This window comes from Paraburkholderia sp. BCC1886 (genome assembly GCF_900996245.1).
Lineage (GTDB): Bacteria > Pseudomonadota > Gammaproteobacteria > Burkholderiales > Burkholderiaceae > Paraburkholderia.
Map to the genome: position 1 here is coordinate 174,338 of NZ_CAAJGK010000052.1, position 26,986 is coordinate 201,323.

Consider the following 26,986-nt stretch of genomic DNA (forward strand, 5'->3'; position numbering starts at 1 on the left):
GAGAAATGCACAAGACGTGACGCGCGACCGAAGGCCACGCCCCACGTTTGGGATTTGTCTGATTTATGAGTTGGAGGCGCGCCCGTAGACTTCGTTCGTTGCGTTCACTTCCATGGGTGAGCGCAGCAAGCTGTGCGATGTTGTTGTAACTCTCCGACTTGCCGCTCACGCTCCCCCGGCGTGAGCGGTTTTTTTTCGTCCCGGCAACCGCGCTGAGTCGTCGTGGAGCGCGCGGCGGTTATTTTCCCGAAACCGTCGCCCGGCGTTCGCGCCGCGCCTCGATCCGCTCGCCATACCGCACCACCCGATTGCGGCCCGCGTCCTTCGCCGCATAGAGCGCCTCGTCGGCCGCGTTCACGAGCGCACGGCTGGTGGCGAACGCCTGCCCTTCCGTACACGCTACGCCAAGGCACACCGTCAACGTGTGATGGGTGCTCGCCACGTGGCGCAGGCCGAGCGCCTGCACGGCGGCCCGAATTTTTTCGGCGATCCGCAGCGCGCCGAACAGGTCGGTGTCCGGCAAGAGCACCGCGAACTCTTCGCCGCCATAACGCGCCGCCGTATCGCCCGGACGCCTCACGCTCTGCGCGATGCTGCGCGCGACCGCGATCAGCGCGTCGTCGCCGGCCGAATGGCCGTACAGATCGTTGAAGCCTTTAAAGCTATCGACGTCGATCAGCAGCATCGACAACGCCCAGCCGTTACGCTGCGCGCGGCGCCATTCTTCGTCGGCGCGTTCCTCGAAACTGCGGCGGTTGTTCAAGCCGGTCAGGCCGTCGGTACGGGCGAGTTGGCGGAGTTCTTCTTCGGCTGCCAGACGCCGGCGCAACTGCTGGGTCAGCAGCACGGCAAACGCGATCAGCGTGGCGTCGAGCGCGGCGATCAGCGAGCCGATAATCCACGCGCGATGCCGCCAGCCCACGTAGATATCGCGCGTCGACAGCGCTACGTCGAGAATCAGCGGATACATGTCGATATGGCGGAACGCGTACCAGCGTTCGACGCTGTCGATAGCCGCCGTGCCGAAGAAATCGCCGCTCGGCTGTTCGGCGAACCGCGAGTAGTTCGCGGTGCCCGTCAGATTGATGCCGATAATTTTCGGATCGTACGGACGGCGCATCAGCATCGTGCCGTCGCTCAGCATCAGCGCCATCGAACCGCCGGCGCCGAGATTCATCCCGTCGAACAGACGCTGGAAATAGGTCAGCCGCATGGTGCCGAGCACTACACCGCCAAAACTGCCATCGGCCCGCGTGATACGCCGGCTCAACGCGATGCTGCGTTCGCCGCTCTTCGACTTCGGCACGAAAGGATGGCTGACGTACAGGCCGACATTCGGCGAATCGCGCTGTACCTTGAAGTAATCGCGATCCGCGAGATTGAGATGACGCGGCGGCGAACCGAGGGAATCGAAGACGACGTTGCCGAGTTCGTCGGTGACCAGAATGGAACCCAGGTCCTTGGCGCTGGCCGAGCCGTCGAACAGCACCATCTGGCGCAGCGCCGGCGACAGGCCCAGCACGCCCGGCTGCTTCAGACCGTCGATCACCGCGCGCAACGACAGGTCGTAGATTTCCAGATTGCGCGACACATCGCGCTCGATCAGCAGGGACACGTTGTAGACCGAGTCCTGCGCGCGCCGCAGCGCGTCGTCGCGCATCTGCGCCAGCACCCACACGGCAATCGCCAGCATCGCGCTGGCTAGCACGATGCTGATTGCAATCACGATGTTCGGACGGCGCGTCACCATGGTTTCTTGTTTGGGCGTGCGCTGGGCCAAGCGCATGTGAATGTGGGCGCGCCGCGACGGGCGCATCTCGATAGCAGGTAGCGTAACAGAGGGTGCGCTGCATCAAAGCATCGAAAAGCCGGTGTTTTTCCGGTTAATACACGGACTTTGTCGCTCAACCGGCTTTTTCGATGTTCACGCGTGGTGGATGGCGACTGCAAGCGCGGCGTGCCCCTTTCTGCGTGCCCGAGCGTGTTTCTAGCAAAACCTACCGCTTATGCGGTGAGGCTCGACCCGCCCAGTAGAGATTTACCCGATAACGCTTAAGTCCTCCTGTCCGCGGTCCGATAACAGGTAGTAGGGATACCCCATTTCCGCTACACGGAGGCGGAGGTAATCGCGCGGAGTCGCCGACAGGACAGACGTACGGCGGCCGGATAGACGCTCCCAAAGCCCGGACCTGAGAGTCCATTACGAACACCTACGTTTTCGTTATTGGAGAAGTACATCGTGACACTCAAGCAATTCACCATCAGAACCAAGCTGATTGCCGGCTTCGGCATGCTCACGCTCATCGTGGTCGCGGTCTCCGCGCTGTCCCTGAAATCGCTCAGCGATTCGACCGATGGGTTTTCCAACTTCGTACACGGCATCAACGCACGCGCGGATATGGCCGTGCAGGTGCGAACCGCTGTCGACCGTCGCGCGATTGCCGCGCGTAACCTGGTGCTGGTGACCAAACAACAGGATCTCGACCTCGAAAAAGCCGATGTGCTGCGCGCCCATGAAGACGTGCAGACTAATCTGAAGAAGCTCAACGACATGATCGCGAGCGCGTCGGACACCACCGAAAAGGCGCGCAGCCTGGTGGGCGAGATCGATCGCGTGGAAGCCTTGTATGGGCCGGTCGCTACCGACATCGTCAGCCTTGCGCTGAATAACCGGCGCGACGATGCGATCGTCAAGATGGACGAACAATGCCGGCCGTTGCTGGCCGCGCTGGTGCGTGCGACCAATGCTTATGCCGATTACACGCATAGCCGCCAGGAACAGTTGATCGGCGATTATCAGGCGCATTACGAGAGCCAGCGCAATCTGCTGGTGACCTTGTGTCTGATTGCGGTGGTGCTGGCGATCGGCGCTTGTACGCTGATTACGCGTGCCGTCACCGGGCCGTTGCGGCAGGCAATCGACGTGGCGCGGACTGTTTCGCAAGGCGATCTGCGTACGCGTATCGATGTCGAGGGCAGCGATGAAACCAGCCGGCTGCTGGCTGCGCTGCGGGAGATGAATGAGCGATTGACTGCCATCGTCGGACGGGTGCGCGATAGCAGCACGAGCATTGCCGGCGCGGCGCGTCAGATCGCGGCGGGGAATATGGATTTGAGTCAGCGGACCGAGCAGCAGGCCGCGTCGTTGCAGGAGACCGCGGCCAGCATGGAAGAGCTGACGTCTACTGTTAAGCAGAATGCCGATAACGCGCAGCAGGGTACCGTGCTGGCCGCGTCCGCTTCGTCGATCGCCCAGCGCGGCAGCAACGTGGTCGGTCAGGTGGTGAGCACGATGCACGACATCAGCGATAGCTCGACCAAGATCGCGGATATCACCGGGATGATCGAGGGGATTGCTTTTCAGACCAATATTCTCGCGTTGAATGCGGCGGTCGAAGCGGCGCGTGCTGGTGAGCAGGGGCGTGGGTTTGCGGTGGTGGCGAGCGAGGTGCGCAGTCTCGCGCAACGGTCGTCTAGCGCGGCGAAGGAGATCAAGGATCTGATCGCGAGTTCGGTGGACAAGATTCGCGATGGGTCGGCGCTGGCTAGTGAGGCTGGGAAGACGATGGCCGAGGTGACCCAGGCGGTTGCGCGGGTGACGGACATCATGTCGGAGATCGCGGCGGCTTCGAGCGAGCAAAGTCGTGGGATCGAACAGGTTAACGTGGCGATCACGCAGATGGATAACGTTACGCAGCAGAACGCGGCCTTGGTTGAGGAGGCGGCGGCGGCTTCGAGGTCGATGGAGGATCAGGGGCAGCATTTGAATGAGGCTGTGGCGTTCTTTCAGATTCTGGAGGGGCGTGGGGGGGTTGAGAGAGGGGCGGCTTTGGCGGTGGGTGGGGCTGGGGTTGGGGTTGCTCAGGTGGGGATGCGGCGCGCAGGGGCTGGGGTTTCGGGAGTGGCGCCGGTTCGGCGGCCGGTGCCGGTGCGGGCGATGCCGGTTGCTGCGCTCGCGGCGGGGGCTACGGGCGGTGATGATGGGTGGGATACGTTTTGATTTTTCGTGGTTTTGACGGGCGCCGCGGCTGGTTGGGCGCGGCGCTTACGTTACGTTACAAGTGCGGGGCGCGCGGGGGTGTTCCGAAACACGTCGGGATGGTTTCTGGGGTTTCTTGTTTTAGATTTTTCTCTAACTGTTTGATTTTTCGCTGTTATTTTCTTATGGAGGACGTAGGAATGAAAATGGCATGACACTTGCAGTTAGCTCCTCGGCCATTATCAATTTACGGGGGAGCAAATCATGAATCGCAATTTCAAACTTTCCGCGATCGCTATGTGCGTATCGTCGATGATTATTCTTACAGGCTGCGGTAGTACCCTGACGACGCCTAATGTTTCAAGTGGGGCCGGGGCTGGTGGGGGCAGCGGTGCGGGTGGGGGTGCAGGTGGTGGTAGTGGGGCTGGTGGGGGGAGTGGGGCTACGCCTACGCCGACTCCCACGCCGACTCCGACGCCGACGCCAACTCCGACGCCGACGCCCACTCCGACGCCAACTCCGACGCCTACGCCTACGCCGACTCCGACGCCCACTCCGACGCCTACGCCCACTCCGACGCCTACGCCCACTCCGACGCCTACGCCCACTCCGACGCCTACGCCTACGCCTACGCCTACGCCTACGCCGACGCCGACGCCGACTCCGACCCCGACCCCGACGCCCACGCCCACGCCGACGCCCACGCCCACTAGCGCCAACCCCATCGGCATAGTCGTGCAGAACGGTGGCAACGTCGTCACCGCGACCGGACAGACCGTCTCCGCGATCGGCAGCCAGATCGGCCTCACACCGATTCCGGGCGCGAACCCCGCGACCACGACCTCGCTGGGCGGTGTCGTCTCCAATCTCGGCAACGGCGTCACCGCTGTCGGTACCGGTCTCGCCAACGGCCTCGGCCAGCTTGGCAACTCCACCGATCCGCTCGGCACCACGCTCGCGAGCAGCGGCAACCTCGTCTATGACGCGGGTCAGGCCGTCAACAGCGCAGGTCAACTCGTGACGAGTCTGGGTAGCGGTCCGACCGCCCCGCTTGCGCCGCTCACGACGCCGCTCGGTGGTGTGGTTTCCACGCTCGGCAATACCGTCAGCGGAATCGGCACGCAACTCACGTCGCAACTGACCAACGGTCCGATCCAGCAGGTCACGCAAACCCTCAGCACCGCGATCACGCCAATCACGAGCACGGTGGCGCAGACGACGCAAACCATCGGCGACACCACGGGTCTCGGCGCACCGCTGAACGGTCTGCTCTCGCAACTCGGCGGCGGTCTCGGGACAGCAGGTTCAGCGATCAGCTCGGCCACGGGCAACCCGATCGGTCAGAACCTCGGCAACGTGGTGACGAAGCTTGGCGATACGGTCGCATCGGCAGGTGGGCTGCTCACGTCGGGAAGTGCTAGCAGCAGCAATCCGCTCGCTCCGTTGACGGGTCTGCTCTCATCGCTGCCTGCGACGCTGACGGGTGGGCTTGCCGGCGGTAGCAATCCGCTGGCTCCGCTGACCAGCATCCTGACGTCGTTGCCCGGTACCTTGAGTGGTGGTCTGAGCGGCGGCAGCAATCCGCTCGCTCCGGTCACGAGCCTGCTGACCTCGTTGCCTGCGACGTTGACGGGTGCCTTGAGCAGCGGCAGCAATCCACTTGCTCCGGTTACTGGACTGCTCACCTCGCTGCCTGCGACGTTAAGCGGTGGCCTGAGCGGCGGCAGCAATCCGCTGGCTCCGGTGACTGGTCTGCTCACCTCGCTGCCTGCGACGTTAAGCGGTGGCCTGAGCGGCGGCGGCAATCCGCTGGCTCCGGTCACGGGTCTGCTCACCACGGTGACAGGCAGCCTCGGTAGCGTCGGCGGTACCAGCAGCCCGCTGGCTCCGGTCACCGGTCTGCTGACCACCGTCACCGGCAGCCTCACTGGCGCAGCCAGCAGCGGCAACCCGCTCGCACCGGTCACATCGGCGGTCACCACGGTTACCGGCTCGCTGACGGGCACACTCAACACCGCAGCAACCAGCGCATCGGGCGGCACCAGCAACCCCATCGCACCGGTCACCGGTTTGCTGACCACCGTCACCGGCACGCTGACCACGACGTTGAACACGGTCGGCACGACCACAGGCGGTCTGCTCGGCGGCCTCAACGGCCTCGCATCGAAGAAGTAAAAGTAGAAGGAGAAGAACAGCAGGCAATAAAAACGGCGCGAGGAATAAGCGCCGAAAAGGGAGTAACGGCGAACCGGGTCAAACCGGTTCGCCGTTTTTTTCGGGTGTTGCTTTGGGGCGCAGAAATAAAAAACCCGGACTACGTCGAGAGACGTAGTCCGGGTTTTTTGCGTGGACTTTGGTGGAGAGGAGGAGGATCGAACTCCCGACCTTCGCATTGCGAACGCGACGCTCTCCCAGCTGAGCTACCCCCCCAACGTCCGAACGATTCTAGCACAGGCAATTCCCCCATTGCCAAGCCCCGCCGCCCAACCCCGCTCCCAAAATTCCCACTGAAATACACCAACCTACCTACCCGGCGCCCCAGCCAAAACCCACTCCACCACAGTCCGAACATCCGCATCGCTCATAGACTGATGGGCGGGCATAGGAATCATCCCCCACACCCCAGCCCCGCCCTCCTTAACCTTCCGGACCAACTTGGCCTCAGCCTGCGGATCCCCTTTGTACTTAGCAGCGATCTGTTGAAACGAAGGCCCAACCAGCTTCCGATCCACCGCATGACACCCCATACAGGCATTGCCATTAGCAATACTCTGCCCACGCGGCGCATCAGCAGCAAACGCATCGGTACCTGCGACCGCCCCGACCACCAGAACAACACCAAAGGCAAAACCCCAAACCCCCACCCTCATGGCGACGTCGCCTTCGGATTCCCCGGATGCACCGAGTTCGAATTACTCACCGGCGCCGGGCTCTGCTGATCCAACGGCCGCGAACTCACCGACGAATCTGGAATCGCCCCTACCGTCGGCTCAGCAGCATCCGGTTGCGCCGTCGTCACCGGCGTACTGGCCGCAGTCGCAGCGGCCGCCGCTTCCTGCGGCTGAATATATTGGAAGACCTTAACCACCTGCGCGACACCCGGCACCCGGCTCGCGACATCCGCGCCGCGATTGCCTTCATCCATCGTGACGAGCCCCATCAGATACACCGATCCGCGCTCGGCCACGACCTTGAAGTTGTTCGCCGAAATATTCTTCTCGGCGATCAGCGCCGTCTTCACGCGCGTCTCGAGATACGTATCGTTGGTCCGCGAAGAAAACGAACTGGCCGGCGCAATCGTCAATTCATTGACGATCGTGTTCACGTTATTCAACCCGCGCACGATCGTCTCCGCACGCTGCTTCGACACATCCCCCGGCACCTCGCCAGTCAGCAGCACGCGACGATTGAACACCGCCACGTTCACATGCGCCGCATCCGGCAAATTCTGGCTGATCTGCGAGAGCGCCTTCACCTGCAACTCGCGATCTTCGGTCTGCGCGCCGAGCGTGCGCCGGTCGGTCGCCACCAGAGCGCTGCCGCCCGCCGCGCCCGCAACGGCCAGAAAGCAACCTTGCAACGTAGCGGACAAACCCGCCGCAAAACTCACCACCAGCACGGTCCTGACCAGTGTCTTCTTGACGCGGAATACGCTCATCAACTAGCTCTCCTTCGGAATCGGTATCAGTCTTCGCCCAGCAACATGGCATCGATGCCGTCGCACAGACAATGGATGGTCAGCAAATGCACTTCCTGAATCCGCGCAGTGCGATCGGATGGGACGCACACGTGAATATCGGTGTCGCTCAACACGTCCTGCATGCGTCCGCCGCCCTTGCCGGTCAGCGCGATCACGATCATCTCGCGCTCGTGCGCGGCTTCGATCGCGGCCAGCACGTTCGCGGAATTGCCAGACGTGGTAATCGCCAGCAACACGTCACCAGGTTGGCCGAGCGCCCACACCTGACGCGAGAAAATCTGCTCGAACGCGTAGTCGTTGGCAATCGCGCTCAGCACGGATGTATCGGTAGTCAGCGCAATCGCGGGCAAACCGGGACGCTCGCGTTCGAACCGGCCGATCAGTTCCGCCGCGAAATGTTGCGCGTCGGCCGCCGAGCCGCCGTTACCGCAAGCCAGAATGCGATTGCCGTTGGCCAGCGCGCCGAACATCGTGTCGATCGCAGCGGCAATCGGCATCGACAGTGTTTCGAGGGCTTCGAGTTTGACTGCCGCGCTATCGCGGAAGTGTTGTTGAATGCGTTCGACTGACATCGAGTCTCTATCTTCTACCGCGAATGGACCGCTGCGCGCGGTCGTGTTGTGAAGTCGTATTGCAAGGCTGCGCGACACACCGTTCGATCGGCGTTACCCCGTGACGCAGACGCGAGCGCAAGTTTATCGCACTCGGCCGGCTTCTCCGCGCCGCGCCTCAGACTTCGTCGGAACGGAACGCATCGCGCAGCCAGACGAGCCGTCCGGCCTCGAACGCGATCACGTCGAAACGGCACGCGGGCTCGTCGCGCAAATGCTGGCAACGCGTCGCCAGATAGTGACGCGCGGCACGCACGATCCGCTGTCGCTTCTGCCAGCCGATGCTCGCCGCCGCGCCGCCGTAACGACGCTGCGCACGCGCGCGAACTTCGACGAAGACCAGCGCGCCATCACGGTCGCGCATCACGAGATCGATCTCGCCGCCCCGGCACACCACGTTGCGCGCGACGAAGCACAGCCGTTGCCGCTGCAAAAATTCCTGCGCGCGCTTCTCGAAAGCAGCGCCGACGAGCTTCGACCCAGTCGATCCTGAAAAGTTGTGCGACGCGAGCGGACTCGCATTGCTAGCAGTAGAAGCCGCTCGCCGATCGGCAGACGAACGGTTACTCGCCACCTCCGGAGAAATTCGCGGCGGCATTGCCAAACCACGCTTGCCCTGCCCTCGTCCGCCAGCCGAAGCGGCAACCGCTGCGTGGCACAATGGCGGGCTCGTTCCGCCGGTTTCGTCGGCTCCTTCCGTTAGCGTCTTCTGCCTCATGACTCCTCTCTCCGAACTCGCGCAAGGGCAGCAATATCCCGTTGCCGCGCTGTATGTGGTGGCCACGCCGATCGGCAACGTCGCCGACGTCACCCTGCGCGCGCTGCATGTGCTCGGACTCGTGGACCGCATCGCCGCCGAAGACACCCGCAACACCGGCCAGCTGCTCGCGCGCTACGGCATCTCGAAGCCGCTGATTGCCGTGCATCAACACAACGAGCGCGCCGCAGCGCTGCGTCTGATCGAGCATCTGCAAGCAGGCGAGCGCGTGGCCTATGTATCGGACGCCGGCACGCCCGGCATCTCGGACCCTGGCGCGAAACTCGTCGACGCAGTACGCGAAGCGGGCTTCCCGGTCATCCCGCTGCCGGGCGCAAGCGCACTCGCTACTGCGTTGAGCGCCGCGGGCGATTGGGTCGCGACCTTCTCGTTCCTCGGATTTCTGCCGCCAAAAGCCAAGGCACGCGCCAGCACGCTGCAGACGCTCGTGCGGCATCCGCATGCGATGGTGTTCTACGAAGCGCCGCACCGGATCGTCGACACCGTGCAGGCGCTCGCCGATACGTTCGGTGGCGAGCGCAAGCTGCTGATCGCGCGGGAGCTGACAAAGTTACATGAAGCGCTGCACGGTTGCACCCTGGCCGAAGGGCCAACGTGGCTCGCAGCAGATGCCAACCGGCAACGCGGCGAGTTCGTGCTGGTCGTGGAAGGCGCGCAGCCGGAAGCCGTCGGTGAAAACGATCACGACGCTCTGCTGGCGATTCTGCTGGAAGAGTTGACGGTGAGCAGCGCGGCCAAAGTCGCGGCGGCTATCACCGGTACGTCGCGCAATACGCTCTACACGCGCGCATTGGCGCTCAAGCAGGAAGAAGAGTAAGACCGCAGTGGCTTTGAAGGCACCGGGCCGATCTGCGGGAACGCGGAATAAAAAAGGCGGGCATCGAGCCCGCCCTACATCAGCCTTACTTCTCGGCGGTCGAACCCGAGTTCGACGCCAGCATCTCGTTACGCGCGGCGCGCGCTTCCTGCTGTGACAATCCTTCGATCTTGACCCGAGCCGTGCCGGAATGGCGCATGTCAAGCGCATTGGCAGCAGCCATCGACAGGTCGATCACCCGACCACGAGCATAAGGACCCCGATCGTTGATCCGCACCACCACCGAGCGCGACGTGGCTGGGTTCGTCACGCGCACGTACGAGCCGAGCGGCAGCGTGCGATGCGCGGCGGTCAGCGCGTGCATGTCGAAGCGCTCGCCGTTGGCGGTGCGCCGGCCGTGGAAGCCGCGGCCGTACCACGAGGCGCGACCGGTTTGCTCGAAGTCCGAAACCGTCGAAGGATCGTCGGTCAAAGGCTGAGCGTTGCCCAGCGGCGAAGCGTTGGCATCGACGGACGATGCCTGGCCGGTTGCCTTCGATGCCGCGCCGGAAGCTGGCGCGCTACCGAAAGCCTGTGGCCCGAAGGAGCCCGCTTGCGCGTTTTTTGTGCTGAGCGGCACGCCGCTTGCGGAGGTGTCGCTACCGCCCGGAGGCGTTGCGCAACCAGCCAGCGCAAAAAAGGCAAAAAGAGTCCCCAGACCACGGGATAACCGAGTTTTCATAGACGTGCAATCACATTGTCGAGCCGCATCACGCGTAAGTTGAGCGTGTTGCCTGCGACTCCGGCGGCAAGGGACGACAACGCGCCGCGCTAATAGGCGCAGTACGTCAAAGCCCGGACGCGACTTACATAGCCGCTACCGCACGGTTAATTTTCACGTCTGGCGCAACCTGTCCCCGGCAGCCTGACCAGACCCCACATGCCGCCATCGAACGTGGCAAACACGTTCTTGCGCGCGAAAAACTCAGCGAACAGGAACGGCGGCGTAGGCCCCACCCAGCGTCACGGCAGTTAAGTCCGTAGCAGGCGCGTGGCGCCTGGCTGGGCAAGACGTGTGCATCGAAAGCTTCGATACCTGATGGCTGCCGACAACTCCAGCAGCCCATACTTGAATGACGATCCGCGATCCCTTTTGGTGTTAGGGACGCACCGTCGTGTGGCAGCACGATACCTTGTGCGTGGTCGCATTATACCCAAAACTAATTTTCAGGATGACAAGGCCATGAAAACCTTGATGATTTTTCACTTTTCTCCAAATTTCGACCGGGGGTAATCCTCGTGTAGTCCCGTCAGGAAGCCCTTCCGAGGGGCTCCACGAAGCTTCGAAGGACGCCGGTACAATCAACGTTTTTCCTGCGGCGCCCCCATCCATGAAAGTCACTTTGATCCCCGTCACGCCGTTTCAGCAGAACAGTTCGCTGCTCGTTTGCGAGGCCACCGGACGCGCGGCGCTCGTCGATCCCGGCGGCGATCTCGACATCATTCAAGGTGAAGTGGCCCGTCAGAACGTCACGGTGGAAAAGATTTTCCTGACCCACGGTCACGTCGATCACTGCGCGGGCGCGAAAGCGCTCGCCACTCACTACGGCGTGCCGATCGAAGGCCCACATCCGGACGAACGTTTCTGGCTCGACAAACTGCCGGACCAGAGCACGCGTTTCGGCTTTCCCGCTGCTGAAGCTTTCGAGCCCGACCGCTGGCTGCACGACGGCGAGCACGTGCAGTTCGGCGACGAGACGCTCGAGGCTTACCATTGCCCGGGCCATACGCCGGGCCACGTGGTGTTCTTCAGCCGCGCGCACCGGCTTGCGCTGGTCGGCGACGTGCTGTTCGCCGGCTCCATCGGCCGCACGGATTTCCCGCGCGGCAATCACGCGGATCTGGTGCGCTCGATCCGCGAAAAACTCTGGCCGCTCGGCGACGACGTCACCTTCGTTCCGGGTCACGGGCCGACTTCCACGTTCGGCGCCGAGCGCCGCAGCAATCCCTACGTCGCAGATGGAGTCGAGGCATGAGCAGCGAAATTTTCGTCAGTACCGACGTCGAAGCCGATGGCCCGATTCCCGGCCCGCATTCGATGCTGAGTTTCGCCTCGGCCGCCTATACGGAAGACAAGCAGCTCATCGCGACGTTTTCGGCGAACCTCGAATTGCTCGACGGCGCCAGCGCGCATCCGGTGCAGGAAGCCTGGTGGAAAACGCAGCCCGAAGCATGGGAAGCGTGCCGCAAAGATCTGCAAGCGCCGCAGGCCGCGTTGACCGCTTACGTCGACTGGGTCGAAGCGCTGCCCGGCAAACCGGTGTTCGTCGCGATGCCGGCCGGCTTCGACTTCACCTACATGTTCTGGTACATGATGCGTTTCGTCGGGCGCTGTCCGTTCTCGTGGTCGGCGCTCGATATCAAGACGCTCGCCTTCGCGATGACCGGCTTGCCGTATCGCAAGAACATCAAGCCGCGCTTTCCGAAGCACTGGTTCGACGAGCACCCGCATACCCATGTCGCCCTGGACGACGCGATCGAACAGGGCGCGCTGTTCTGCAACATGCTGAAAGATCTGCGCGCAATGCAGGCCGTCAACGAAACCGCACGATCGGCTAGTGAGACGGAGCGCGACCTCACAGGACAAAACACTACTCAGAAACCAACAAAGTAGGCAATCTACCTCCGCGAAGCCGTTTTACATTGCGTTTCGTTTTCGGCCCCTCTACCATGCGTTGATACGGCGACGCAAACGGAGGCGCAGTTGACACTCGATACGTTCTCTCAAAAAATCCTGCGCCTGCTGCAGCTCGACGCACGCCGTTCCGTTCAGGAAATTTCCGACCAGGTCGGCTTGTCGAGTACGCCGTGCTGGCGACGCATCAAGGACATGGAACAGTCGGGCGTGATTCAGCGCTACACGGCGCTGCTCGATCGGGAAAAGCTGGGGCTGCATGTGTGCGCACTGGCGCATATCCATCTCACGCGCCACACCGAAGGCGGAGTCGAACAGTTCGAACGGGAAATCGCCACCTGCCCGGAGGTGACCGAGTGCTACAGCACGACCGGCGAATCGGATTACATCCTCAAGATCGTCGCGCCGGACATCAAGGCGTACGACAGTTTTCTCCACGAGCGCATCTTCAAGATTCCCGCCGTTGCACAAGTGCGTACGAGCGTCGTGCTGCGCGAAATCAAGTTCGATACACAATTGCCGTTGTGATGGTTCGCGTGATGCAAAAGCGGGGGCGTCGGTTCAGGCTGGGCCGGCTTTGCTAGTCGTCGTTGCGTGATCTTCCTGTGGCGCGGCCCGCGTAGTATCCACTGTCGGGACGAGCTCGACCGCCTGCCGCCAATCGATACGATGCGCGCCCAGACGACGCTTGAGCGCGGCTACATCCAGACTCCTCAGCGTGTGGCCATCCGTCGCGGGCAGCACCACCTCCACGTCGAGACCCGTGCTCAGATAATGAATGTCCACCGCCATCGCCTTCAGGCCGGTCGGAGCAAGCGCCGCATCGACCTCTTCCAGCACCCGTTCGCGGCCGGGTAGATCGACCGGCGGTTGCGCCACCAGGTCGTTCTCGGGATCGACATGAATGAGCGCGTCGATCACGCGGCTGTCGGTCATGACCCGCAAGCGCGCCGCCTCGGCGATGTAGTGTCCCTCCGAAACCGAGATACGCGGATCGACCAGGATGTGCGCGTCGACCAACGCGAAATCGCCGGTCTTGCGGGTGCGCATTTCGTGCACGTCGCGCACGCCCGGCGTCGCCAGTAGAAGCGTGCGTACGTCGGCCGCGGTTGCGTCGTCGAGCGCGCGATCCGACAGATCCTGCAACGCGTCCCAACCGAAGGTCCAACCCATGCGGGCGACCATGAAACCGACGATGGCTGCGGCGATCGGGTCGAGCAGCCGCACGCCCGCGAGACTCCCGACGATACCCAGCGCCACCACCAGCGACGACGCCGCATCGGAACGCGCATGCCATGCATTGGCGATCAACAGCGCGGAACGCACGCGTTGCGCGCCGCGCAGCATGTACCGGAACAGACTTTCTTTAGAAATCAGAACGAGCACGGCGACAAACAGCGCGCTCAAATGGACTGGCGGAATACTTTGAAGATCGGCAAGCCGGATTCCCGCCCGCCACAACATACCGACACCAACCGCAATCAGAAGCGCGCCTAAAAATAATGAAGCGACTGTTTCATAACGGCTATGGCCGTAATTGTGATCCGCGTCGGGCTTCGCGCCGCTGTGCCGATTGGCGACGAGTACCACAAAATCGGATACGAGATCGGCCAGCGAATGGACGCCGTCCGCAACAAGAGCCTGCGAATGCGCGAAAAGTCCTATCCCGATTTGCAGAAACATCAAAACAGTATTGAGCACGATACTGACGAACGTACTCTGGCGCGCAACGCGATGTTTCTCGGCGGACTGGAGTGCGGCGGCAGAAGACATAGGGAATTTCGCGGAAAAGTTCAATCCCGTATTCTACCGGGGCCACCGCACAAGGCTTTGGAATATTCCAAAAAAATCCTTTTAAATCATCCGCTTATCTAAACGAAATGTATTCGTATTCCAATTACACAATGAAGATGCGACAAAACTACGTCTTTTTCATGGGCAATAAAAAACCGCGACCTGACGGTACGCGGTTTTTCGACTGACGTTCGATGCGCGGCGAATGTTGTCGCGCGAGGTTGTCGCGCGAGCGCGTGACGCCTCGACCGGAAGCGGGCCGATTACTTGTCGATCAGGAAGCTGTCGCGGTCGAGGCCGGCGATCCAGCGCGGCGGCTTGCCACGGCCCGACCACGTGCTGCCGCTATCCGGATCGCGATACTTGGGTGCGACGCCTGCGCGCGGACGAGCGGCTTTAGCGCCCTTCGGTGCACGGCCACCGCCGAGTTCCGCCAGCGTAATGCCGTAGTCGGCCATTTTCTGCTTGATTTCGTTCAGCACTTCAGCGTATTCGCGGGACTTGGCTTCTTCGATCTGCTTTTCCAGCTTCTCGCGTTGCGCGAGTAGTTCCTTGTATGACGACATAGTTTCCCTTGTGGTTTGCATAATGGCTGCCAGTCTGAAGCTAGCTTGCCGTTTGAAAGTGCAGCTGCATCAGAAATTGAAGGCGAGATTAACACAAATTAGAAAGACTACAAAAGGAACGCCGTCAAATTAATCCCGTTTCATTTCAGGAAATTTCCGGAATGCCCGGCCAGACGCCTATTTCTTTCATCGGGATTAATTCCAAACGGCTGAAAAAGCGCAGGTCGATGCAGTAATGAAACGGTTTATTATCAAAAAATGAAAATTAAGATGAGAATATCGTTAAAACATTTCACGGCATGAGAACTTGATGGCTGAAACACAACTACCCATTGCGGATAAGGAGGCAACCGCTTTAATGCGATAGTGTGTTTCCGCCGATACAGCAATAAATACCTAATCGGCGTAGCGTTCGATGCAATCCTCGAGCGCCGCATGCAAGGTTTCGTTTTCCGGTTGCGCTTCATCGAATGCAAAACGGATTCTCAAGCCACCGCGTTTCAGATCGACGCCGTAGCGGTCGACGCCGAGGACTTCCAGTCCTTTGGGAAGCGCCGCCTTATCGACATGGCGTTCCAGCAGCGCGCGTTCTTCTTCGAAACCGAGCGGCGGCAATGCATCGAGTTCGGCGCCGTCGAGCCATCCCATTGCGCCGAACCCGCCGATGTAGCGCAGACGCTCCAGGCGCATCGTCCAGAACGTGAAGTCGCCGAGAACGAGATAGCGCTGCGCGTCGGGGTGATAGCGCAGATAGCGGTGGACCAACGCCGGGCTCGACTCGACCGGTTCGAAACTGCCTAGCAAGGTGACGCGCTGACCGTTCAACACGTCGCCGTCGGGCGCGTCGACGACGAGAAAGCCGGCGCGCGAATCGGCGTGCAGATTGTGGGTGTGCTCGGCCAGGCGGCTGACGAGAATCATCGGGCGATGCTGCGGATCCGGCGCGAACGGCAGCACGGTCGGATAGGGGAAACCGTGCGGCTGTCGCGCGTGCGTGGCCAGCGTGCCGAACGCTGCCGAGTGCAGCAGATGCAGCGGAGCATGAGCGGGGATGTTCAATTGAGGCTCCTGGATGGTTGAGCGACGCCGCCCGACAACCGGAGCCACCCGAACGAGCGGGCTGCTGCACGGCTGGCGGCAAGCTTGCAAGCATAAGGCAGCATGGTTCGATAGAATCGTCGACTCGCTTTCAATTGGCTTAAAACACGTCTGCGCCGCGATTCTCACGCGCGCGCTGCCTCTTCAAGAGACATTCTTGCCCGAAATCGCCACCCTCCCCGCCGCCCACCGCGACCTTTCGTCGACCAGCCGACGGCGCGCCCGCCTCGCCAGCATGGCGATCTTCTTTATAGCCGGGATGATGTACGCGTCATGGGGCGTTCATGTGCCGACCGTGCGCGACCGGTTCCATCTGAGCCCGGGCATGCTGTCGTTCGCGCTGTTCGCCGTGGCCGGCGGTTCGATCGCCGCGATGGTCACCAATGCCACGTGGATCGCGCGAGCCGGCTCGCGTCGCGCCTGTCTGGCCGGCGGCCTGGCCATGGCCGTATGCGCGACGTTGATCCTGATCGTGCCGGCGTTCTGGATGCTGCTGATCGTGCTGTTCTTTTTCGGCGCCGGCATGGCGACGCTCGATGTCGCGATGAATGCCGAAGCCAGTGCGGTCGAACAGTTGCTCGGCAGGCCGATCATGTCGTCGCTGCATGGCATGTTCAGTCTGGGCGGGATGGCCGGGGCGGCGGTCGGCGGCGCGTTGTTGTCGGGTGGTATGGCGCCGGCCGTTCACCTCGCACTCGCTGCCGCGCTGAGTGCGCTGGTGTTGATCGCCGCCAGCCGCTCGGTCCTGCCGCACGTCGCCCACGCCGATCACCCCGACGCCGCCACGCCGCGCGCTAACCGGTGGCGCTCGCCGGCGCTGTGGGCGCTCGGTGCCATGGCGCTGGTCGCGCTGATCGCCGAGGGCGCCATGTACGACTGGGCGACGGTCTATATGCGCGACGTCGTGCTGGCGACACCGGCACTGGCGAGTGCTGCGTACGCTGCGTTCTCTGGCGGTATGGCGGCAGCGCGGTTCGCCGGCGATGCAGTGCGCGCCCGCTTCGGCGCACCGCAACTGGTGATGGCGAGCGCGACACTCGCTTGCGGCGGGATGGTCTGTGCGCTACTGCTGCCGTATCCCGTGGTCGCGTTGATCGGCTTCACGCTGATGGGTCTCGGCCTCGCCAACATGATGCCGGTGCTGTTCGCGGCGGCGGCGAACGTCAAGGGGATCCACGCGGCGCAGGGGTTGGCTCATGTCGCGGGTCTCGCGTACTTCGGATTGCTGCTCGGGCCGGTGCTGATCGGCTCGGTGGCGCAGGTGACGACGTTGCCAATCGGGCTGTCGGTGGTCGCCTTGTGTGCGGCGTTGCTGGCTGTGGCCGGGCCGAAGGTTCTGCGGCGTTTGAAGATCTGATGCGAAAGCGCATACGCGCTACGTTTGCGGATAATGGGGCCGGCCGAAATACGGTCGTCTTACGTTACGTTACGCACGCTTCGCGCACTGTGGTGTTCCGAGCCACATGGGGCTTGAACATGCGTGGACGGCGATTTTTGGTTAATCGTAACCACATGATTTATAAGATATTTTATGCGCTGATTCGACGCCAGATCAAAATGGCATAGGCCTTGCAGTTAGCTCCCCGGCCATTATCAATTTACGGGGGAGCACATCATGAATCAGAATTTCAAACTCTCGGCGATCGCCTTATGCGTGTCGTCGATGATCGCATTGACCGGGTGCGGAAGCACACTGAATTCGCCAGGCCTGCCGAGCGGCTCGGGCAGCGGCGCAGGTAGCGGTGCGGGTGGTGGTACGGGTACGGGCGGTGGGGGAGGTGGTGCTACGCCGACGCCGACGCCGACGCCGACGCCCACTCCGACTCCGACTCCGACTCCGACTCCGACTCCGACTCCGACTCCGACTCCGACTCCGACGCCGACGCCGACGCCGACGCCGACGCCGACGCCGACGCCCACACCGACGCCGACTCCGACTCCGACTCCGACGCCGACGCCGACGCCCACACCGACGCCGACTCCGACGCCGACGCCCACACCGACGCCGACTCCGACTCCGACTCCGACTCCGACTCCGACGCCGACGCCGACGCCCACACCGACGCCGACTCCGACGCCGACGCCCACACCGACGCCGACTCCGACTCCGACGCCGACGCCGACGCCCACACCGACGCCGACTCCGACGCCGACGCCCACACCGACTCCGACTCCGACTCCGACGCCCACTCCGACTCCGACTCCTACGCCGACGCCGACGCCGACGCCGACTCCTACACCGACTCCTACGCCCACGCCTACGCCTACGCCTACGCCTACGCCGACGCCCACGCCGACTCCTACGCCGACGCCGACTCCGACTCCAACGCCCACGCCCACTAGCGCCAACCCCATCGGCATAGTCGTGCAGAACGGTGGCAACGTCGTCACCGCGACCGGACAGACCGTCTCCGCGATTGGCAGCCAGATTGGCCTCACACCGATTCCGGGCGCGAACCCCGCGACCACGACCTCGCTGGGCGGTGTCGTCTCCAATCTCGGCAACGGCGTCACCGCTGTCGGTACCGGTCTCGCCAACGGCCTCGGCCAGCTTGGCAACTCCACCGATCCGCTCGGCACCACGCTCGCGAGCAGCGGCAACCTCGTCTATGACGCGGGTCAGGCCGTCAACAGCGCAGGTCAACTCGTGACGAGTCTGGGTAGCGGTCCGACTGCCCCGCTTGCGCCGCTCACGACGCCGCTCGGTGGTGTGGTTTCCACGCTCGGCAATACCGTCAGCGGAATCGGCACGCAACTCACGTCGCAACTGACCAACGGTCCGATCCAGCAGGTCACGCAAACCCTCAGCACCGCGATCACGCCAATCACGAGCACGGTGGCGCAGACGACGCAAACCATCGGCGACACCACGGGTCTCGGCGCACCGCTGAACGGTCTGCTCTCGCAACTCGGCGGCGGTCTCGGGACAGCAGGTTCAGCGATCAGCTCGGCCACGGGCAACCCGATCGGTCAGAACCTCGGCAACGTGGTGACGAAGCTTGGCGATACGGTCGCATCGGCAGGTGGGCTGCTCACGTCGGGAAGTGCTAGCAGCAGCAATCCGCTCGCTCCGTTGACGGGTCTGCTCTCATCGCTGCCTGCGACGCTGACGGGTGGGCTTGCCGGCGGTAGCAATCCGCTGGCTCCGCTGACCAGCATCCTGACGTCGTTGCCCGGTACCTTGAGTGGTGGTCTGAGCGGCGGCAGCAATCCGCTCGCTCCGGTCACGAGCCTGCTGACCTCGTTGCCTGCGACGTTGACGGGTGCCTTGAGCGGCGGCAGCAATCCGCTGGCTCCGGTCACGGGTCTGCTCACCTCGCTGCCTGCGACGTTAAGCGGTGGCCTGAGCGGCGGCAGCAATCCGCTGGCTCCGGTGACTGGTCTGCTCACCTCGCTGCCTGCGACGTTAAGCGGTGGCCTGAGCGGCGGCAGCAATCCGCTGGCTCCGGTTACTGGACTGCTCACCACGGTGACAGGCAGCCTCGGTAGCGTCGGCGGTACCAGCAGCCCGCTGGCTCCGGTCACCGGTCTGCTCACCACTGTCACCGGCAGTCTGACCGGCGCAGCCAGCAGCGGCAATCCGCTCGCACCGGTCACATCGGCGGTCACCACGGTTACCGGCTCGCTGACGGGCACGCTCAACACCGCAGCAACCAGCGCATCGGGTGGCACCAGCAACCCCATCGCACCGGTCACCGGTCTGTTGACCACCGTCACCGGCACGCTGACCACGACGTTGAACACGGTCGGCACGACCACAGGCGGTCTGCTCGGCGGCCTCAACGGCCTCGCATCGAAGAAGTAGAAGGAGAAGTAGGAGAACAGCAGGCAATAAAAACGGCGCGAGGAATAAGCGCCGAAAAGGGAGCAACGGCGAACCGGGTCAAACCGGTTCGCCGTTTTTTTATCCGAAGAAGTAAGCGCCCTCAACCACTACCCCACCCCCATCACAACTCATGATACGTAGCGTAATTCGATGAAAAGTCATTACGCTCGAGGAAGTTAGTGAACGTCATCGTCACCGACGCATCCAGTCCTTCGACGTAATGCCACCAACCTATCGGCAGAAACAGCAACTCGCCCGGCGCAAGCGTGCATTCCACCAGTTGCGCATTCTCCATCGAAGGAAAGCGCGCGTAATCGATCGCGCTGCCATCCACCTCCGAATAACAATGCAGGTTGTTCGCCATATGCGGCGTGTCGGAGAGCGGCACGAGCTTGATCCGCTTGCGACCGATCACCTGCGCCATGAAGTTATTGGTCAGATCGTGATGAAACGGTGTCTTCGTTCCTGCCGGTCCCATCCAGAAGAACCCGGTATCGGGCGAACTGCCGTCGAGATACTCGCCGATCGTCGGCGCATCGGCCCATAACTCGGCCAGCGCCGAGCGATTATGCGAAGTGTTGTTGGCCGTCATGTAGAAGTCGTTCGTCGACCCGCTTTGCGCGACGAGATCGACGTAATCGGCGAAGCGCATCATGCGCTTGTGCTTCGGCTGATTGATCTCATAGTTCGCGTCCGAATCGCGGCCGAACTGCACTTCCACCTGGCAGTCGCCGCAACGCTCGCGAAAGTACTCGAAACTCCATTGCGTGCGCGCCGGCCAGAAATCGAACGCGCCGGTAATGATCACCGGCCGGTTCTGGAAGTAATACTGCTCGAAGAATTCGTCGCGCGATAACCGTTCGCGCCGCTCGATCTCACCACCCGTCGCGCGCATACGGTTCAGCGTGCCATACACGGACAGGATCCACTCGCGCTTGCGCAAACGATTGCGCAAGCGCGTGGCGCCATGAAAATACGGACTCGCGAGCACGGCTTCGATTTCACGCGTGGCTTCGACGGTATCGAAACCATGTCCGACGAGCGCGCCATGCAAAGCCGGCGGCGGCGCGTCGAGCAGCAGATTTTCGGCAATCCAGCGGCGCCAGCCGTCATCGATTGAACGGATTGTCGTGGTCATGATGTTCTCCCCCATAGGTGTTCTTCGACACATCGGCTCGCGCGTGCAACCCGGCCTCGCTGCACGCGCGGAGTTCAGAAAGAAAAAAGGCACGCGAGCCCGAAAGCGCGCGTGCCTTTATCGTCGCATGAAGACGGTCATTCGCCATCTTCATACACGAGGTTTTTACATCTTCACTACGTCGAGCAGCGTCTTCTTGCCCGACTTGTAGTTGTACAGCGAGATCACGCCGTGTTGAAGGTCGCCCTTCGAGTCGAACGTGGTTTCGCCGATCACACCCTTGTAGTCCGTTGCCGGCATTGCTGCCAGGATCTTTGCCGGATCTGCCGAGTTAGCACGCTTCATGGCGTCGACGATGATGTACACAGCGTCATACGTGAACGGAGCGTAAATCTGGATCGGCTGACCGAAACGCTTCTGATACTTGGCGAGGAACGCTGCACCGCCAGCCATCTTCTCGAGCGCCATACCGGCTTCCGAGCAGACGATGTTGTCGGTTGCGTCGCCAGCCAGGTCCGACAGCTTGTCGGTACACACGCCGTCGCCGGCCAGCACCTTCGCGCGCAGGCCGAGTTGCTTGGCTTGCTTGGCGAACGGGCCACCGGTTGCATCCATACCGCCGTACATGATCGCGTCCGGGTTTTCGCCCTTGATCTTCGTCAGAATCGCGCGGAAGTCGACAGCCTTGTCGTTGGTCGCGTCATGCGACACCACGTTCAGGCCCAGCGACTTGGCGGTCTTTTCGAATTCGTTGGCGAGACCTTGACCGTAAGCGGTCGAGTCGTCGACGATCGCGACGCTCTTCACTTTCAGACCCTTGGCTGCGTAGTTAGCCAGCGCCGGACCTTGTTGCGCATCGGTCGCAACGACGCGGTACGTCGTCTTGAAACCTTGTTGCGTGTAAGCCGGGTTCGTTGCCGACGGCGAGATCTGAACGATGCCAGCATCGCTATAGATCTTCGAAGCCGGGATCGACGTACCCGAGTTCAAGTGACCGACCACTGCCACCACCTTGTCGTCGACCAGTTTCTGCGCGACTTGCGTAGCGGTACGCGGGTCGGCTGCATCGTCTTGTGCGTCGAGTTGCAGCGTGATTTTCTGGCCGCCGATCGTCAGGCCCTTGGCGTTGATTTCTTCAACTGCCAGGCGCGCGCCGTTTTCGTTGTCTTTACCCAGGTGAGCGATACCGCCAGTCAACGGTGCAACGTGGCCGATCTTGACGACCTCGTCAGCTACCGCGGATGTTGCCAGCGAGGCGAACAGCATGGCCGCAGCGCTGATCGGCAACAGCTTTTGAATCTTGATGTTCATGTAAGTCTCCAGTTTCGGTCCCAAAAACAACGTAATCGCCCCGTGCCCCCCGCTTCCCCTACACGTGTCGCTCAGTCCGGTGGACGATCACGCCGGTTGCATCGTTCATGCACTTGGCCAGCACGTTAGCCGGACTGTTTGTGGCAGGCGGCAACCCGTACTTGCGCGCAAGTGTAGGGCATCAAATTAATTTGTGGGATTTTTTTGAGGAAGTGGGATGAACACTAATAGCGTTTATCCAACAGCACCGGATGCGACTGGACAGACAGGCCGGAAAGCACCAACCCATGCGGGTTTCCGCCAGGTGAGGCATTCATCTAACTGCGCGGTCTAAAGCTTCAGGAGGTTTAAACCGTTAATGTTTCGAATGCGCTGGCGAAAGCGCTTTACGTTAAAAAACAGGCCTCTGTTAATGAAAAAAAAGCGTAAAAAAAACGCGCTTCGCAACCGGTTGCGAGGCGCGCCCGTGGCATGGCGAATCAGCGTTTGAAAGCAGCAATTCGCGCGGTTTCGTCGCGCCATTCCTGTTCGAGCCGCTTCATCAATTCAGTTGCGCTCAACCCTGCCTCGCGCCGTTGTCCCAACGCCGCCCCTTGTCCGGCCCACAGCGACAGATAGTCACTGTTCTGTGCCCGGGCCGCGCTTTGACGCAACTCCTGGGTCAAGGCGTTCTGCACGGGATACGGCGCAATCTTGTCCGTGGCTTCGCTCAAACGCTGCATCAACGGATTGCGGATGCCGCGCGCGTGACGTCCTGTGATGGCGCGCGTCACCGCCGTCGAGGTATCGGATGCGCTGCGCAAGCGGTCCTTCCAGACTTGCGGAATCGCGCTTTCGGCGCAACCGAGAAACGCGGTGCCCATGGCCGCAGCCTGCGCGCCCAGTGCGAGCGCGGCCACGATGCCGCGGCCGTCCATGATGCCGCCCGCGGCGAGCACCGGCAGACCGGTCGCGTCGACCAGTTGCGGGACCAGCGCAAGCGTGCCGACCAGCGCATCTTCGAACGCGCCGATGAAGGTGCCGCGATGCGCGCCCGCCTCCGCGCCCTGCGCGACGATCGCATCGGCACCCGCCTCGCGCCAGGCGAGACCTTCCGCGACATGCGTGGCGGTGCCTATTACATATAGACCGTTCGCATGAAGACGGGTCACGTCGTCCGCACTGAGCAAGCCGAACGTGAAGCTCGCGAGCGGCACCCGCAAGTCGATCAACGTTTGCAGTTGCGCGCGAAAGTCCGGCGCGTAGCGTTCGAGCGGCCGCCCCGGCGGCAAATCGAACTCCGCGCGCAACGGGTCGATGGCTTCGAGCGCGCGGCGCACGCTCGCGTCGTCGGGCGTGAGGTCGTCGAGCACGAACAGGTTCACGCCGAATGGACGATCCGTCAGCACGCGGATCGCCGCCACTTCGCCCGCAATCTTTTCGGGCGATAGCGCCGCGGCGGCAAGAAACCCCAGACCGCCTGCATTCGATACCGCGGCAACCATCGCCGGGGTGGTCGGACCGCCCGCCATCGGCGCCTGCACGACGGGTACACGCATACCGAAACGTTCGGTCCACGGTGTCACAAAACTTTCTTCGCTCATGATCGATCCTTTGCTGGCTGCATGACTTGTCTGCATGACACGTCGACGTGTGTCGACTGTACCGACGCGGCCGCCCGCAGAACAATGAATTATCGAGAACGCTTCCATCGTCCGACGAGATTCTTGCCGTCCATGCCTGGCTGCGCGGCGTTTCTTTTGGTGGCAAACTGTCCGCCGCTTCGGGCATTCAAGCCTCTGGCCTTTTCCCGCATTCACTCAGACCGATTCCCGCAGCAATGCGCGGATCAATGGAGAGCACGATGAGCACGACTTCCCGATGGATCGACATACCCGCCGGCGACGATAGTTTCGGCGGCTACCTCGCTTTGCCCAAAGGCGGCAAAGGTCCGGCCGTCATCATCATTCAGGAAATCTTCGGCGTGAATGGTCATATCCGTTCGGTCGCCGACCAGTATGCGCAGGACGGTTACGTCGCGCTGGCGCCGGACGTTTTCTGGCGCGTGCAGCCGCGCGTCGAACTGACCTATGACGGCGCGGATCGCGAGAAGGGCGTCGAACTGATGCAGAAACTCAATCTCGACGACGCCGTCGCCGATATCGGTTCGGCCGCCGCCGCATTGCGTGCGATGCCGGAAGTGACCGGCAAGGTTGCCGCGATCGGCTACTGCTTCGGCGGACGCCTCGCGTATCTGGCCGCCGCACAAGGTTCCATCGACATCGCCGTGGCCTACTATGGCGGCGGCATCCAGAACCAGCTCGACGAAGCCGCGAAGATCAAGGTACCCATTCAGTTTCACTACGGCGAACTCGACGCGCACATTCCGCTGTCGGCGGTCGGTCAGATTCAGGAACGCTTCGCCGGCCGCACGGATGTCCAGTTCAACATCTATCCGAACGCCGACCACGGCTTCAACTGCTCGGAGCGCGCTTCGTACAACCAGCCCGCGGCGGCGCTCGCGCATGGCCGTACGCTGACGTTCCTCGGCGAACGCTCTTAACGAGATCGGCGGCGGCCGCTGTTATTGCGCCGGCGGCTAACTCGTTTACTCTGCTGAAGACGGCACGCATTGCGCGTGCCGTCTTTTTGCATGGACCGTTTCATTCCGGCGACCTCATCCACCTTCCCTCAAGCGAGGAACCTCCGTCGTGCAATCAGACTATCTCGCCTACGATGCCATCGGCCTCGCCGAACTCGTGCGCAGCCGCGAGGCCAGCGCACGCGAATTGCTGGACATCGCGATTGCCCGCACCGAGGCCGTCAATCCCGCGATCAACGCCATCGTGCTGAAGGACTACGACGCCGCACGTCAGCGCGCGTCGCGCGACGATGCGAGCCGGTCACCACGCACGAGCGAAGAACCGGCGGCGGGCGCTCGCGGCGCACTGGCCGGCGTGCCGTATCTGATCAAGGACCTGGGCGCACCGATCGCCGGTCTGCGCATGGCAATGGGCAGCCGCCACTATCGTCATTTCATTCCAGACCAGGACGCGCCCGTCGTCGCGCTCGCGAAAGCGGCCGGCCTGAACATCTTCGCCAAGACCAGCACGTCCGAACTGGGACAGATGCCCTACACGGAGCCCGAACTGTTCGGCGCATGTCGTAACCCGTGGAACCTCGACCATACGCCGGGCGGTTCGAGCGGCGGCGCGGCGGCCTCCGTTGCAGCCGGCATCGTGCCGCTCGCGCATGCATCGGATGGCGGCGGATCGATCCGCATTCCCGCATCGTGTTGCGGGCTCTTTGGACTCAAACCGTCACGCGGACGCGTACCGCGCGCGACGCTCAAACCCGCCGTCGGCGAACTCGGTATCGATCACGCCATTTCACGCAGCGTGCGCGACAGCGCGTTGCTACTCGATCTGCTGTCGGGCAACGCGGATCGGCCAGCCGGCGCGCCGGGCACTTTTCTCGGCGCGAGTCGCGAGCCGTGCAAGCCGCTGAAAATCGCCTACGTCACCGAGCCGATGCTGGCGCCAACACTTTCCGCCGAGTCGCGCGCCGCACTCGACGACGCGGCGCAACTGGCAACCTCGCTCGGCCATCACATCGAGCCGGTCACGCTCGGCATCGACTACGCGTCGGTAAGGCATGCGTTCCTGACGCTCTGGTCGGTCACCGCGGAAGAACTCGTGCTGAACGCCGACCGCATTACCGGTCGCAAACCGCTGCGCGAAGAGTTCGAAATGTCGACTTGGGCGATGGCGCACGTGGGCCGCAAACTCGGCGAGCGCGGCTTGCCCGCTGCGCTCGAAGAACAGCGGCGCATTAGCGAACGCCTCACGCTTCTGCTGAACCGTTACGACGTGATTCTGTGCGCGACGCTTGCCGCGCCGCCGATCAAGATCGGCGAGATGCGGCCCACGTCGATGGAGCGCATGCAGATGCGCGCCGTCACCGCGATGCCGCTCGAAGCGTTGATGAAGAAGCTGCTGACCGAAGCCTCGAACAAGGCATTCGCGTGGGCGGGATGCACGGAACTGTTCAATCTGAGCGGGCAACCGGCGATGTCGGTGCCGCTCTACTGGACTGCGCGTGGCCTGCCGGTCGGTGTGCAATTCGCCGCGCGTGAAGGCGGCGAAGCGACGCTGCTGCGTCTGGCCGCTCAACTCGAAGCGGCACGTCCATGGTTCGACAAACGGCCGCCGTTGATGCAGGCGCGCAGCTAGGCGGTGTTGTACGAAGTGGAGGAATCAGGCCTTCTTGTTATAAGCGCTGCACCAGCCTTTGCCGGCGACCTGTTTGCCCGCGAACATCGGGCAGTTTGCGTAGGCGTCGGTGGCTTTGCCCTGATAGAAGCTGCAGTTGCTGCAGTCCTGACCGGCGGCGTATTTTGCGTAGCGGGCTTTGTCGACTTTGCTGGCGTCGGCCTTGTAGCCGAGTGCCTGTGCGGTCGGATCGGTGTCGGCGACTTTCGGTGCATCGGCAAAAGCCTGACGCGAAAGCGCGAGGGTGGAAGCCACACCGAGACTGGTGATCAAAAACGTACGACGGGACGATTTCATGGGGGACGCACTCCGTTATGGGGAACTGATCGCCGTTCTTTGACGGCGGTGCCAAAGGATAGCAATGAAGCCCACACGCGTGACAGTCCAAATGGTAGAGATAACCGAATCGGTAACGGCCAGGTAAGCACGCGTCCGGCCGCTTCT

General features: G+C 62.5%; 22 protein-coding genes, 1 tRNA gene and 2 pseudogenes. 11 read left to right on the forward strand and 14 right to left on the reverse strand.

Features of this window, described 5'->3' with window-relative positions:
* Window positions 1-238: 238 nt before the first annotated feature.
* The gene (locus tag FQ746_RS18940) at window positions 239-1,750 is read right to left on the reverse strand and encodes a diguanylate cyclase (RefSeq protein WP_144111177.1); all 1,512 of its coding nucleotides are present in this window, start codon (window positions 1,748-1,750) and stop codon (window positions 239-241) included.
* A 489-nt stretch (window positions 1,751-2,239) separates the two neighbouring features.
* Between FQ746_RS18940 and FQ746_RS18945 the strand changes: the two genes are divergently transcribed.
* A complete protein-coding gene (locus tag FQ746_RS18945) occupies window positions 2,240-4,000 on the forward strand; it encodes a methyl-accepting chemotaxis protein (protein ID WP_144111178.1) in 1,761 nt (586 codons plus the stop codon).
* Between the two features lie 243 nt (window positions 4,001-4,243).
* Window positions 4,244-6,154: a collagen-like triple helix repeat-containing protein gene (locus FQ746_RS18950; RefSeq protein WP_144111179.1), complete on the forward strand. Its 1,911-nt coding sequence runs from the start codon at window positions 4,244-4,246 to the stop codon at window positions 6,152-6,154.
* A gap of 179 nt (window positions 6,155-6,333) precedes the next feature.
* Here the strand turns inward: FQ746_RS18950 and FQ746_RS18955 are convergent.
* From FQ746_RS18955 to FQ746_RS18975, 5 genes are all read right to left on the reverse strand, one after another.
* Window positions 6,334-6,409, reverse strand: a tRNA-Ala gene (locus FQ746_RS18955).
* A 92-nt stretch (window positions 6,410-6,501) separates the two neighbouring features.
* Complete coding sequence (locus FQ746_RS18960) at window positions 6,502-6,849, reverse strand: c-type cytochrome (RefSeq protein ID WP_144111180.1); 348 nt, start codon at window positions 6,847-6,849, stop codon at window positions 6,502-6,504.
* Window positions 6,846-7,637 (reverse strand): BON domain-containing protein, encoded by a 792-nt coding sequence (locus tag FQ746_RS18965; protein WP_144111181.1) that lies wholly within the window; start codon window positions 7,635-7,637, stop codon window positions 6,846-6,848. Before FQ746_RS18965 ends, FQ746_RS18960 begins: the two co-directional genes overlap by 4 nt.
* 26 nt (window positions 7,638-7,663) lie before the next feature.
* Complete coding sequence (locus tag FQ746_RS18970) at window positions 7,664-8,251, reverse strand: phosphoheptose isomerase (RefSeq protein WP_144111182.1); 588 nt, start codon at window positions 8,249-8,251, stop codon at window positions 7,664-7,666.
* 157 nt (window positions 8,252-8,408) lie between these two features.
* On the reverse strand, window positions 8,409-8,951 hold the full coding sequence (locus tag FQ746_RS18975) for a YraN family protein (RefSeq protein WP_409932411.1): 543 nt from the start codon (window positions 8,949-8,951) through the stop codon (window positions 8,409-8,411).
* Window positions 8,952-9,006: 55 nt separating this feature from the next.
* Between FQ746_RS18975 and rsmI the strand changes: the two genes are divergently transcribed.
* Window positions 9,007-9,885 carry a 16S rRNA (cytidine(1402)-2'-O)-methyltransferase gene (gene rsmI / locus FQ746_RS18980; protein WP_144111183.1) on the forward strand — a complete coding sequence of 293 codons (879 nt, stop codon included), beginning with the start codon at window positions 9,007-9,009 and terminating at the stop codon, window positions 9,883-9,885.
* Between the two features lie 85 nt (window positions 9,886-9,970).
* Here the strand turns inward: rsmI and FQ746_RS18985 are convergent, their stop codons facing one another.
* A complete protein-coding gene (locus FQ746_RS18985; RefSeq protein ID WP_144111184.1) occupies window positions 9,971-10,606 on the reverse strand; it encodes a septal ring lytic transglycosylase RlpA family protein in 636 nt (211 codons plus the stop codon).
* A gap of 649 nt (window positions 10,607-11,255) precedes the next feature.
* On the opposite strand from FQ746_RS18985, the gene FQ746_RS18990 reads away from it, so the two are divergent.
* The 3 genes from FQ746_RS18990 (at window position 11,256) to FQ746_RS19000 (ending at window position 13,087) form a co-directional block, all read left to right on the forward strand.
* Window positions 11,256-11,900, forward strand: a complete 645-nt coding sequence (locus FQ746_RS18990; RefSeq protein WP_144111185.1) for an MBL fold metallo-hydrolase — start codon at window positions 11,256-11,258, stop codon at window positions 11,898-11,900.
* Window positions 11,897-12,538: an exonuclease gene (locus FQ746_RS18995; protein WP_144111186.1), complete on the forward strand. Its 642-nt coding sequence runs from the start codon at window positions 11,897-11,899 to the stop codon at window positions 12,536-12,538. Before FQ746_RS18990 ends, FQ746_RS18995 begins: the two co-directional genes overlap by 4 nt.
* A 90-nt stretch (window positions 12,539-12,628) precedes the next feature.
* Window positions 12,629-13,087 (forward strand): Lrp/AsnC family transcriptional regulator, encoded by a 459-nt coding sequence (locus FQ746_RS19000; protein ID WP_012431468.1) that lies wholly within the window; start codon window positions 12,629-12,631, stop codon window positions 13,085-13,087.
* Window positions 13,088-13,120: 33 nt separating this feature from the next.
* Here FQ746_RS19000 and FQ746_RS19005 read toward each other — a convergent pair whose 3' ends face one another.
* The 3 genes from FQ746_RS19005 to FQ746_RS19015 form a co-directional block, all read right to left on the reverse strand.
* Window positions 13,121-14,332 (reverse strand): cation diffusion facilitator family transporter, encoded by a 1,212-nt coding sequence (locus FQ746_RS19005; protein ID WP_144111187.1) that lies wholly within the window; start codon window positions 14,330-14,332, stop codon window positions 13,121-13,123.
* Between the two features lie 284 nt (window positions 14,333-14,616).
* A complete protein-coding gene (locus FQ746_RS19010) occupies window positions 14,617-14,919 on the reverse strand; it encodes an H-NS family nucleoid-associated regulatory protein (RefSeq protein WP_144111188.1) in 303 nt (100 codons plus the stop codon).
* Window positions 14,920-15,315: 396 nt separating this feature from the next.
* A complete protein-coding gene (locus tag FQ746_RS19015; RefSeq protein WP_144111189.1) occupies window positions 15,316-15,978 on the reverse strand; it encodes a HugZ family protein in 663 nt (220 codons plus the stop codon).
* A 274-nt stretch (window positions 15,979-16,252) separates the two neighbouring features.
* On the opposite strand from FQ746_RS19015, the gene FQ746_RS19020 reads away from it, so the two are divergent.
* The 3 genes and pseudogenes from FQ746_RS19020 to FQ746_RS35235 all read left to right on the forward strand — a co-directional run.
* Entirely contained in the window at window positions 16,253-17,374 is a 1,122-nt protein-coding gene (locus FQ746_RS19020; protein WP_144111499.1) for an MFS transporter, read from the forward strand.
* A gap of 258 nt (window positions 17,375-17,632) precedes the next feature.
* A pseudogene (locus tag FQ746_RS35600) lies at window positions 17,633-17,902 on the forward strand (hypothetical protein); the annotation flags it as partial.
* 363 nt (window positions 17,903-18,265) lie between these two features.
* Window positions 18,266-19,822, forward strand: a pseudogene (locus FQ746_RS35235) (collagen-like triple helix repeat-containing protein); the annotation flags it as partial.
* Window positions 19,823-19,964: 142 nt separating this feature from the next.
* Here FQ746_RS35235 and FQ746_RS19040 read toward each other — a convergent pair.
* From FQ746_RS19040 to FQ746_RS19050, 3 genes are all read right to left on the reverse strand, one after another.
* Window positions 19,965-20,981: a cupin-like domain-containing protein gene (locus FQ746_RS19040; RefSeq protein ID WP_144111190.1), complete on the reverse strand. Its 1,017-nt coding sequence runs from the start codon at window positions 20,979-20,981 to the stop codon at window positions 19,965-19,967.
* 165 nt (window positions 20,982-21,146) lie between these two features.
* Window positions 21,147-22,292, reverse strand: a complete 1,146-nt coding sequence (locus tag FQ746_RS19045; protein WP_144111191.1) for a branched-chain amino acid ABC transporter substrate-binding protein — start codon at window positions 22,290-22,292, stop codon at window positions 21,147-21,149.
* A gap of 479 nt (window positions 22,293-22,771) precedes the next feature.
* Window positions 22,772-23,875: an NAD(P)H-dependent flavin oxidoreductase gene (locus FQ746_RS19050; protein WP_144111192.1), complete on the reverse strand. Its 1,104-nt coding sequence runs from the start codon at window positions 23,873-23,875 to the stop codon at window positions 22,772-22,774.
* Between the two features lie 260 nt (window positions 23,876-24,135).
* Here FQ746_RS19050 and FQ746_RS19055 point away from each other — a divergent pair, with 260 nt between their 5' ends.
* Window positions 24,136-24,834, forward strand: a complete 699-nt coding sequence (locus FQ746_RS19055; protein ID WP_144111193.1) for a dienelactone hydrolase family protein — start codon at window positions 24,136-24,138, stop codon at window positions 24,832-24,834.
* Window positions 24,835-24,982: 148 nt separating this feature from the next.
* Complete coding sequence (locus FQ746_RS19060) at window positions 24,983-26,503, forward strand: amidase (RefSeq protein WP_144111194.1); 1,521 nt, start codon at window positions 24,983-24,985, stop codon at window positions 26,501-26,503.
* A gap of 24 nt (window positions 26,504-26,527) precedes the next feature.
* On the opposite strand, the gene FQ746_RS19065 is transcribed toward FQ746_RS19060, so the two are convergent.
* The gene (locus FQ746_RS19065) at window positions 26,528-26,839 is read right to left on the reverse strand and encodes a high-potential iron-sulfur protein (protein WP_144111195.1); all 312 of its coding nucleotides are present in this window, start codon (window positions 26,837-26,839) and stop codon (window positions 26,528-26,530) included.
* Between the last annotated feature and the right edge of the window lie 147 nt (window positions 26,840-26,986).

Excerpts from the sequence above, each read along its gene's own strand:
- FQ746_RS18940 (WP_144111177.1), bottom strand. The coding sequence starts at position 1,750 with ATGGTGACGCGCCGTCCGAACATCGTGATTGCAATCAGCATCGTGCTA.
- FQ746_RS18950 (WP_144111179.1), top strand. The coding sequence starts at position 4,244 with ATGAATCGCAATTTCAAACTTTCCGCGATCGCTATGTGCGTATCGTCG.
- FQ746_RS18960 (WP_144111180.1), bottom strand. The coding sequence starts at position 6,849 with ATGAGGGTGGGGGTTTGGGGTTTTGCCTTTGGTGTTGTTCTGGTGGTC.
- FQ746_RS18965 (WP_144111181.1), bottom strand. The coding sequence starts at position 7,637 with ATGAGCGTATTCCGCGTCAAGAAGACACTGGTCAGGACCGTGCTGGTG.
- FQ746_RS18970 (WP_144111182.1), bottom strand. The coding sequence starts at position 8,251 with ATGTCAGTCGAACGCATTCAACAACACTTCCGCGATAGCGCGGCAGTC.
- rsmI (WP_144111183.1), top strand. The coding sequence starts at position 9,007 with ATGACTCCTCTCTCCGAACTCGCGCAAGGGCAGCAATATCCCGTTGCC.
- FQ746_RS18985 (WP_144111184.1), bottom strand. The coding sequence starts at position 10,606 with ATGAAAACTCGGTTATCCCGTGGTCTGGGGACTCTTTTTGCCTTTTTT.
- FQ746_RS18990 (WP_144111185.1), top strand. The coding sequence starts at position 11,256 with ATGAAAGTCACTTTGATCCCCGTCACGCCGTTTCAGCAGAACAGTTCG.
- FQ746_RS18995 (WP_144111186.1), top strand. The coding sequence starts at position 11,897 with ATGAGCAGCGAAATTTTCGTCAGTACCGACGTCGAAGCCGATGGCCCG.
- FQ746_RS19005 (WP_144111187.1), bottom strand. The coding sequence starts at position 14,332 with ATGTCTTCTGCCGCCGCACTCCAGTCCGCCGAGAAACATCGCGTTGCG.
- FQ746_RS19010 (WP_144111188.1), bottom strand. The coding sequence starts at position 14,919 with ATGTCGTCATACAAGGAACTACTCGCGCAACGCGAGAAGCTGGAAAAG.
- FQ746_RS19020 (WP_144111499.1), top strand. The coding sequence starts at position 16,253 with ATGGCGATCTTCTTTATAGCCGGGATGATGTACGCGTCATGGGGCGTT.
- FQ746_RS19040 (WP_144111190.1), bottom strand. The coding sequence starts at position 20,981 with ATGACCACGACAATCCGTTCAATCGATGACGGCTGGCGCCGCTGGATT.
- FQ746_RS19045 (WP_144111191.1), bottom strand. The coding sequence starts at position 22,292 with ATGAACATCAAGATTCAAAAGCTGTTGCCGATCAGCGCTGCGGCCATG.
- FQ746_RS19050 (WP_144111192.1), bottom strand. The coding sequence starts at position 23,875 with ATGAGCGAAGAAAGTTTTGTGACACCGTGGACCGAACGTTTCGGTATG.
- FQ746_RS19055 (WP_144111193.1), top strand. The coding sequence starts at position 24,136 with ATGAGCACGACTTCCCGATGGATCGACATACCCGCCGGCGACGATAGT.
- FQ746_RS19065 (WP_144111195.1), bottom strand. The coding sequence starts at position 26,839 with ATGAAATCGTCCCGTCGTACGTTTTTGATCACCAGTCTCGGTGTGGCT.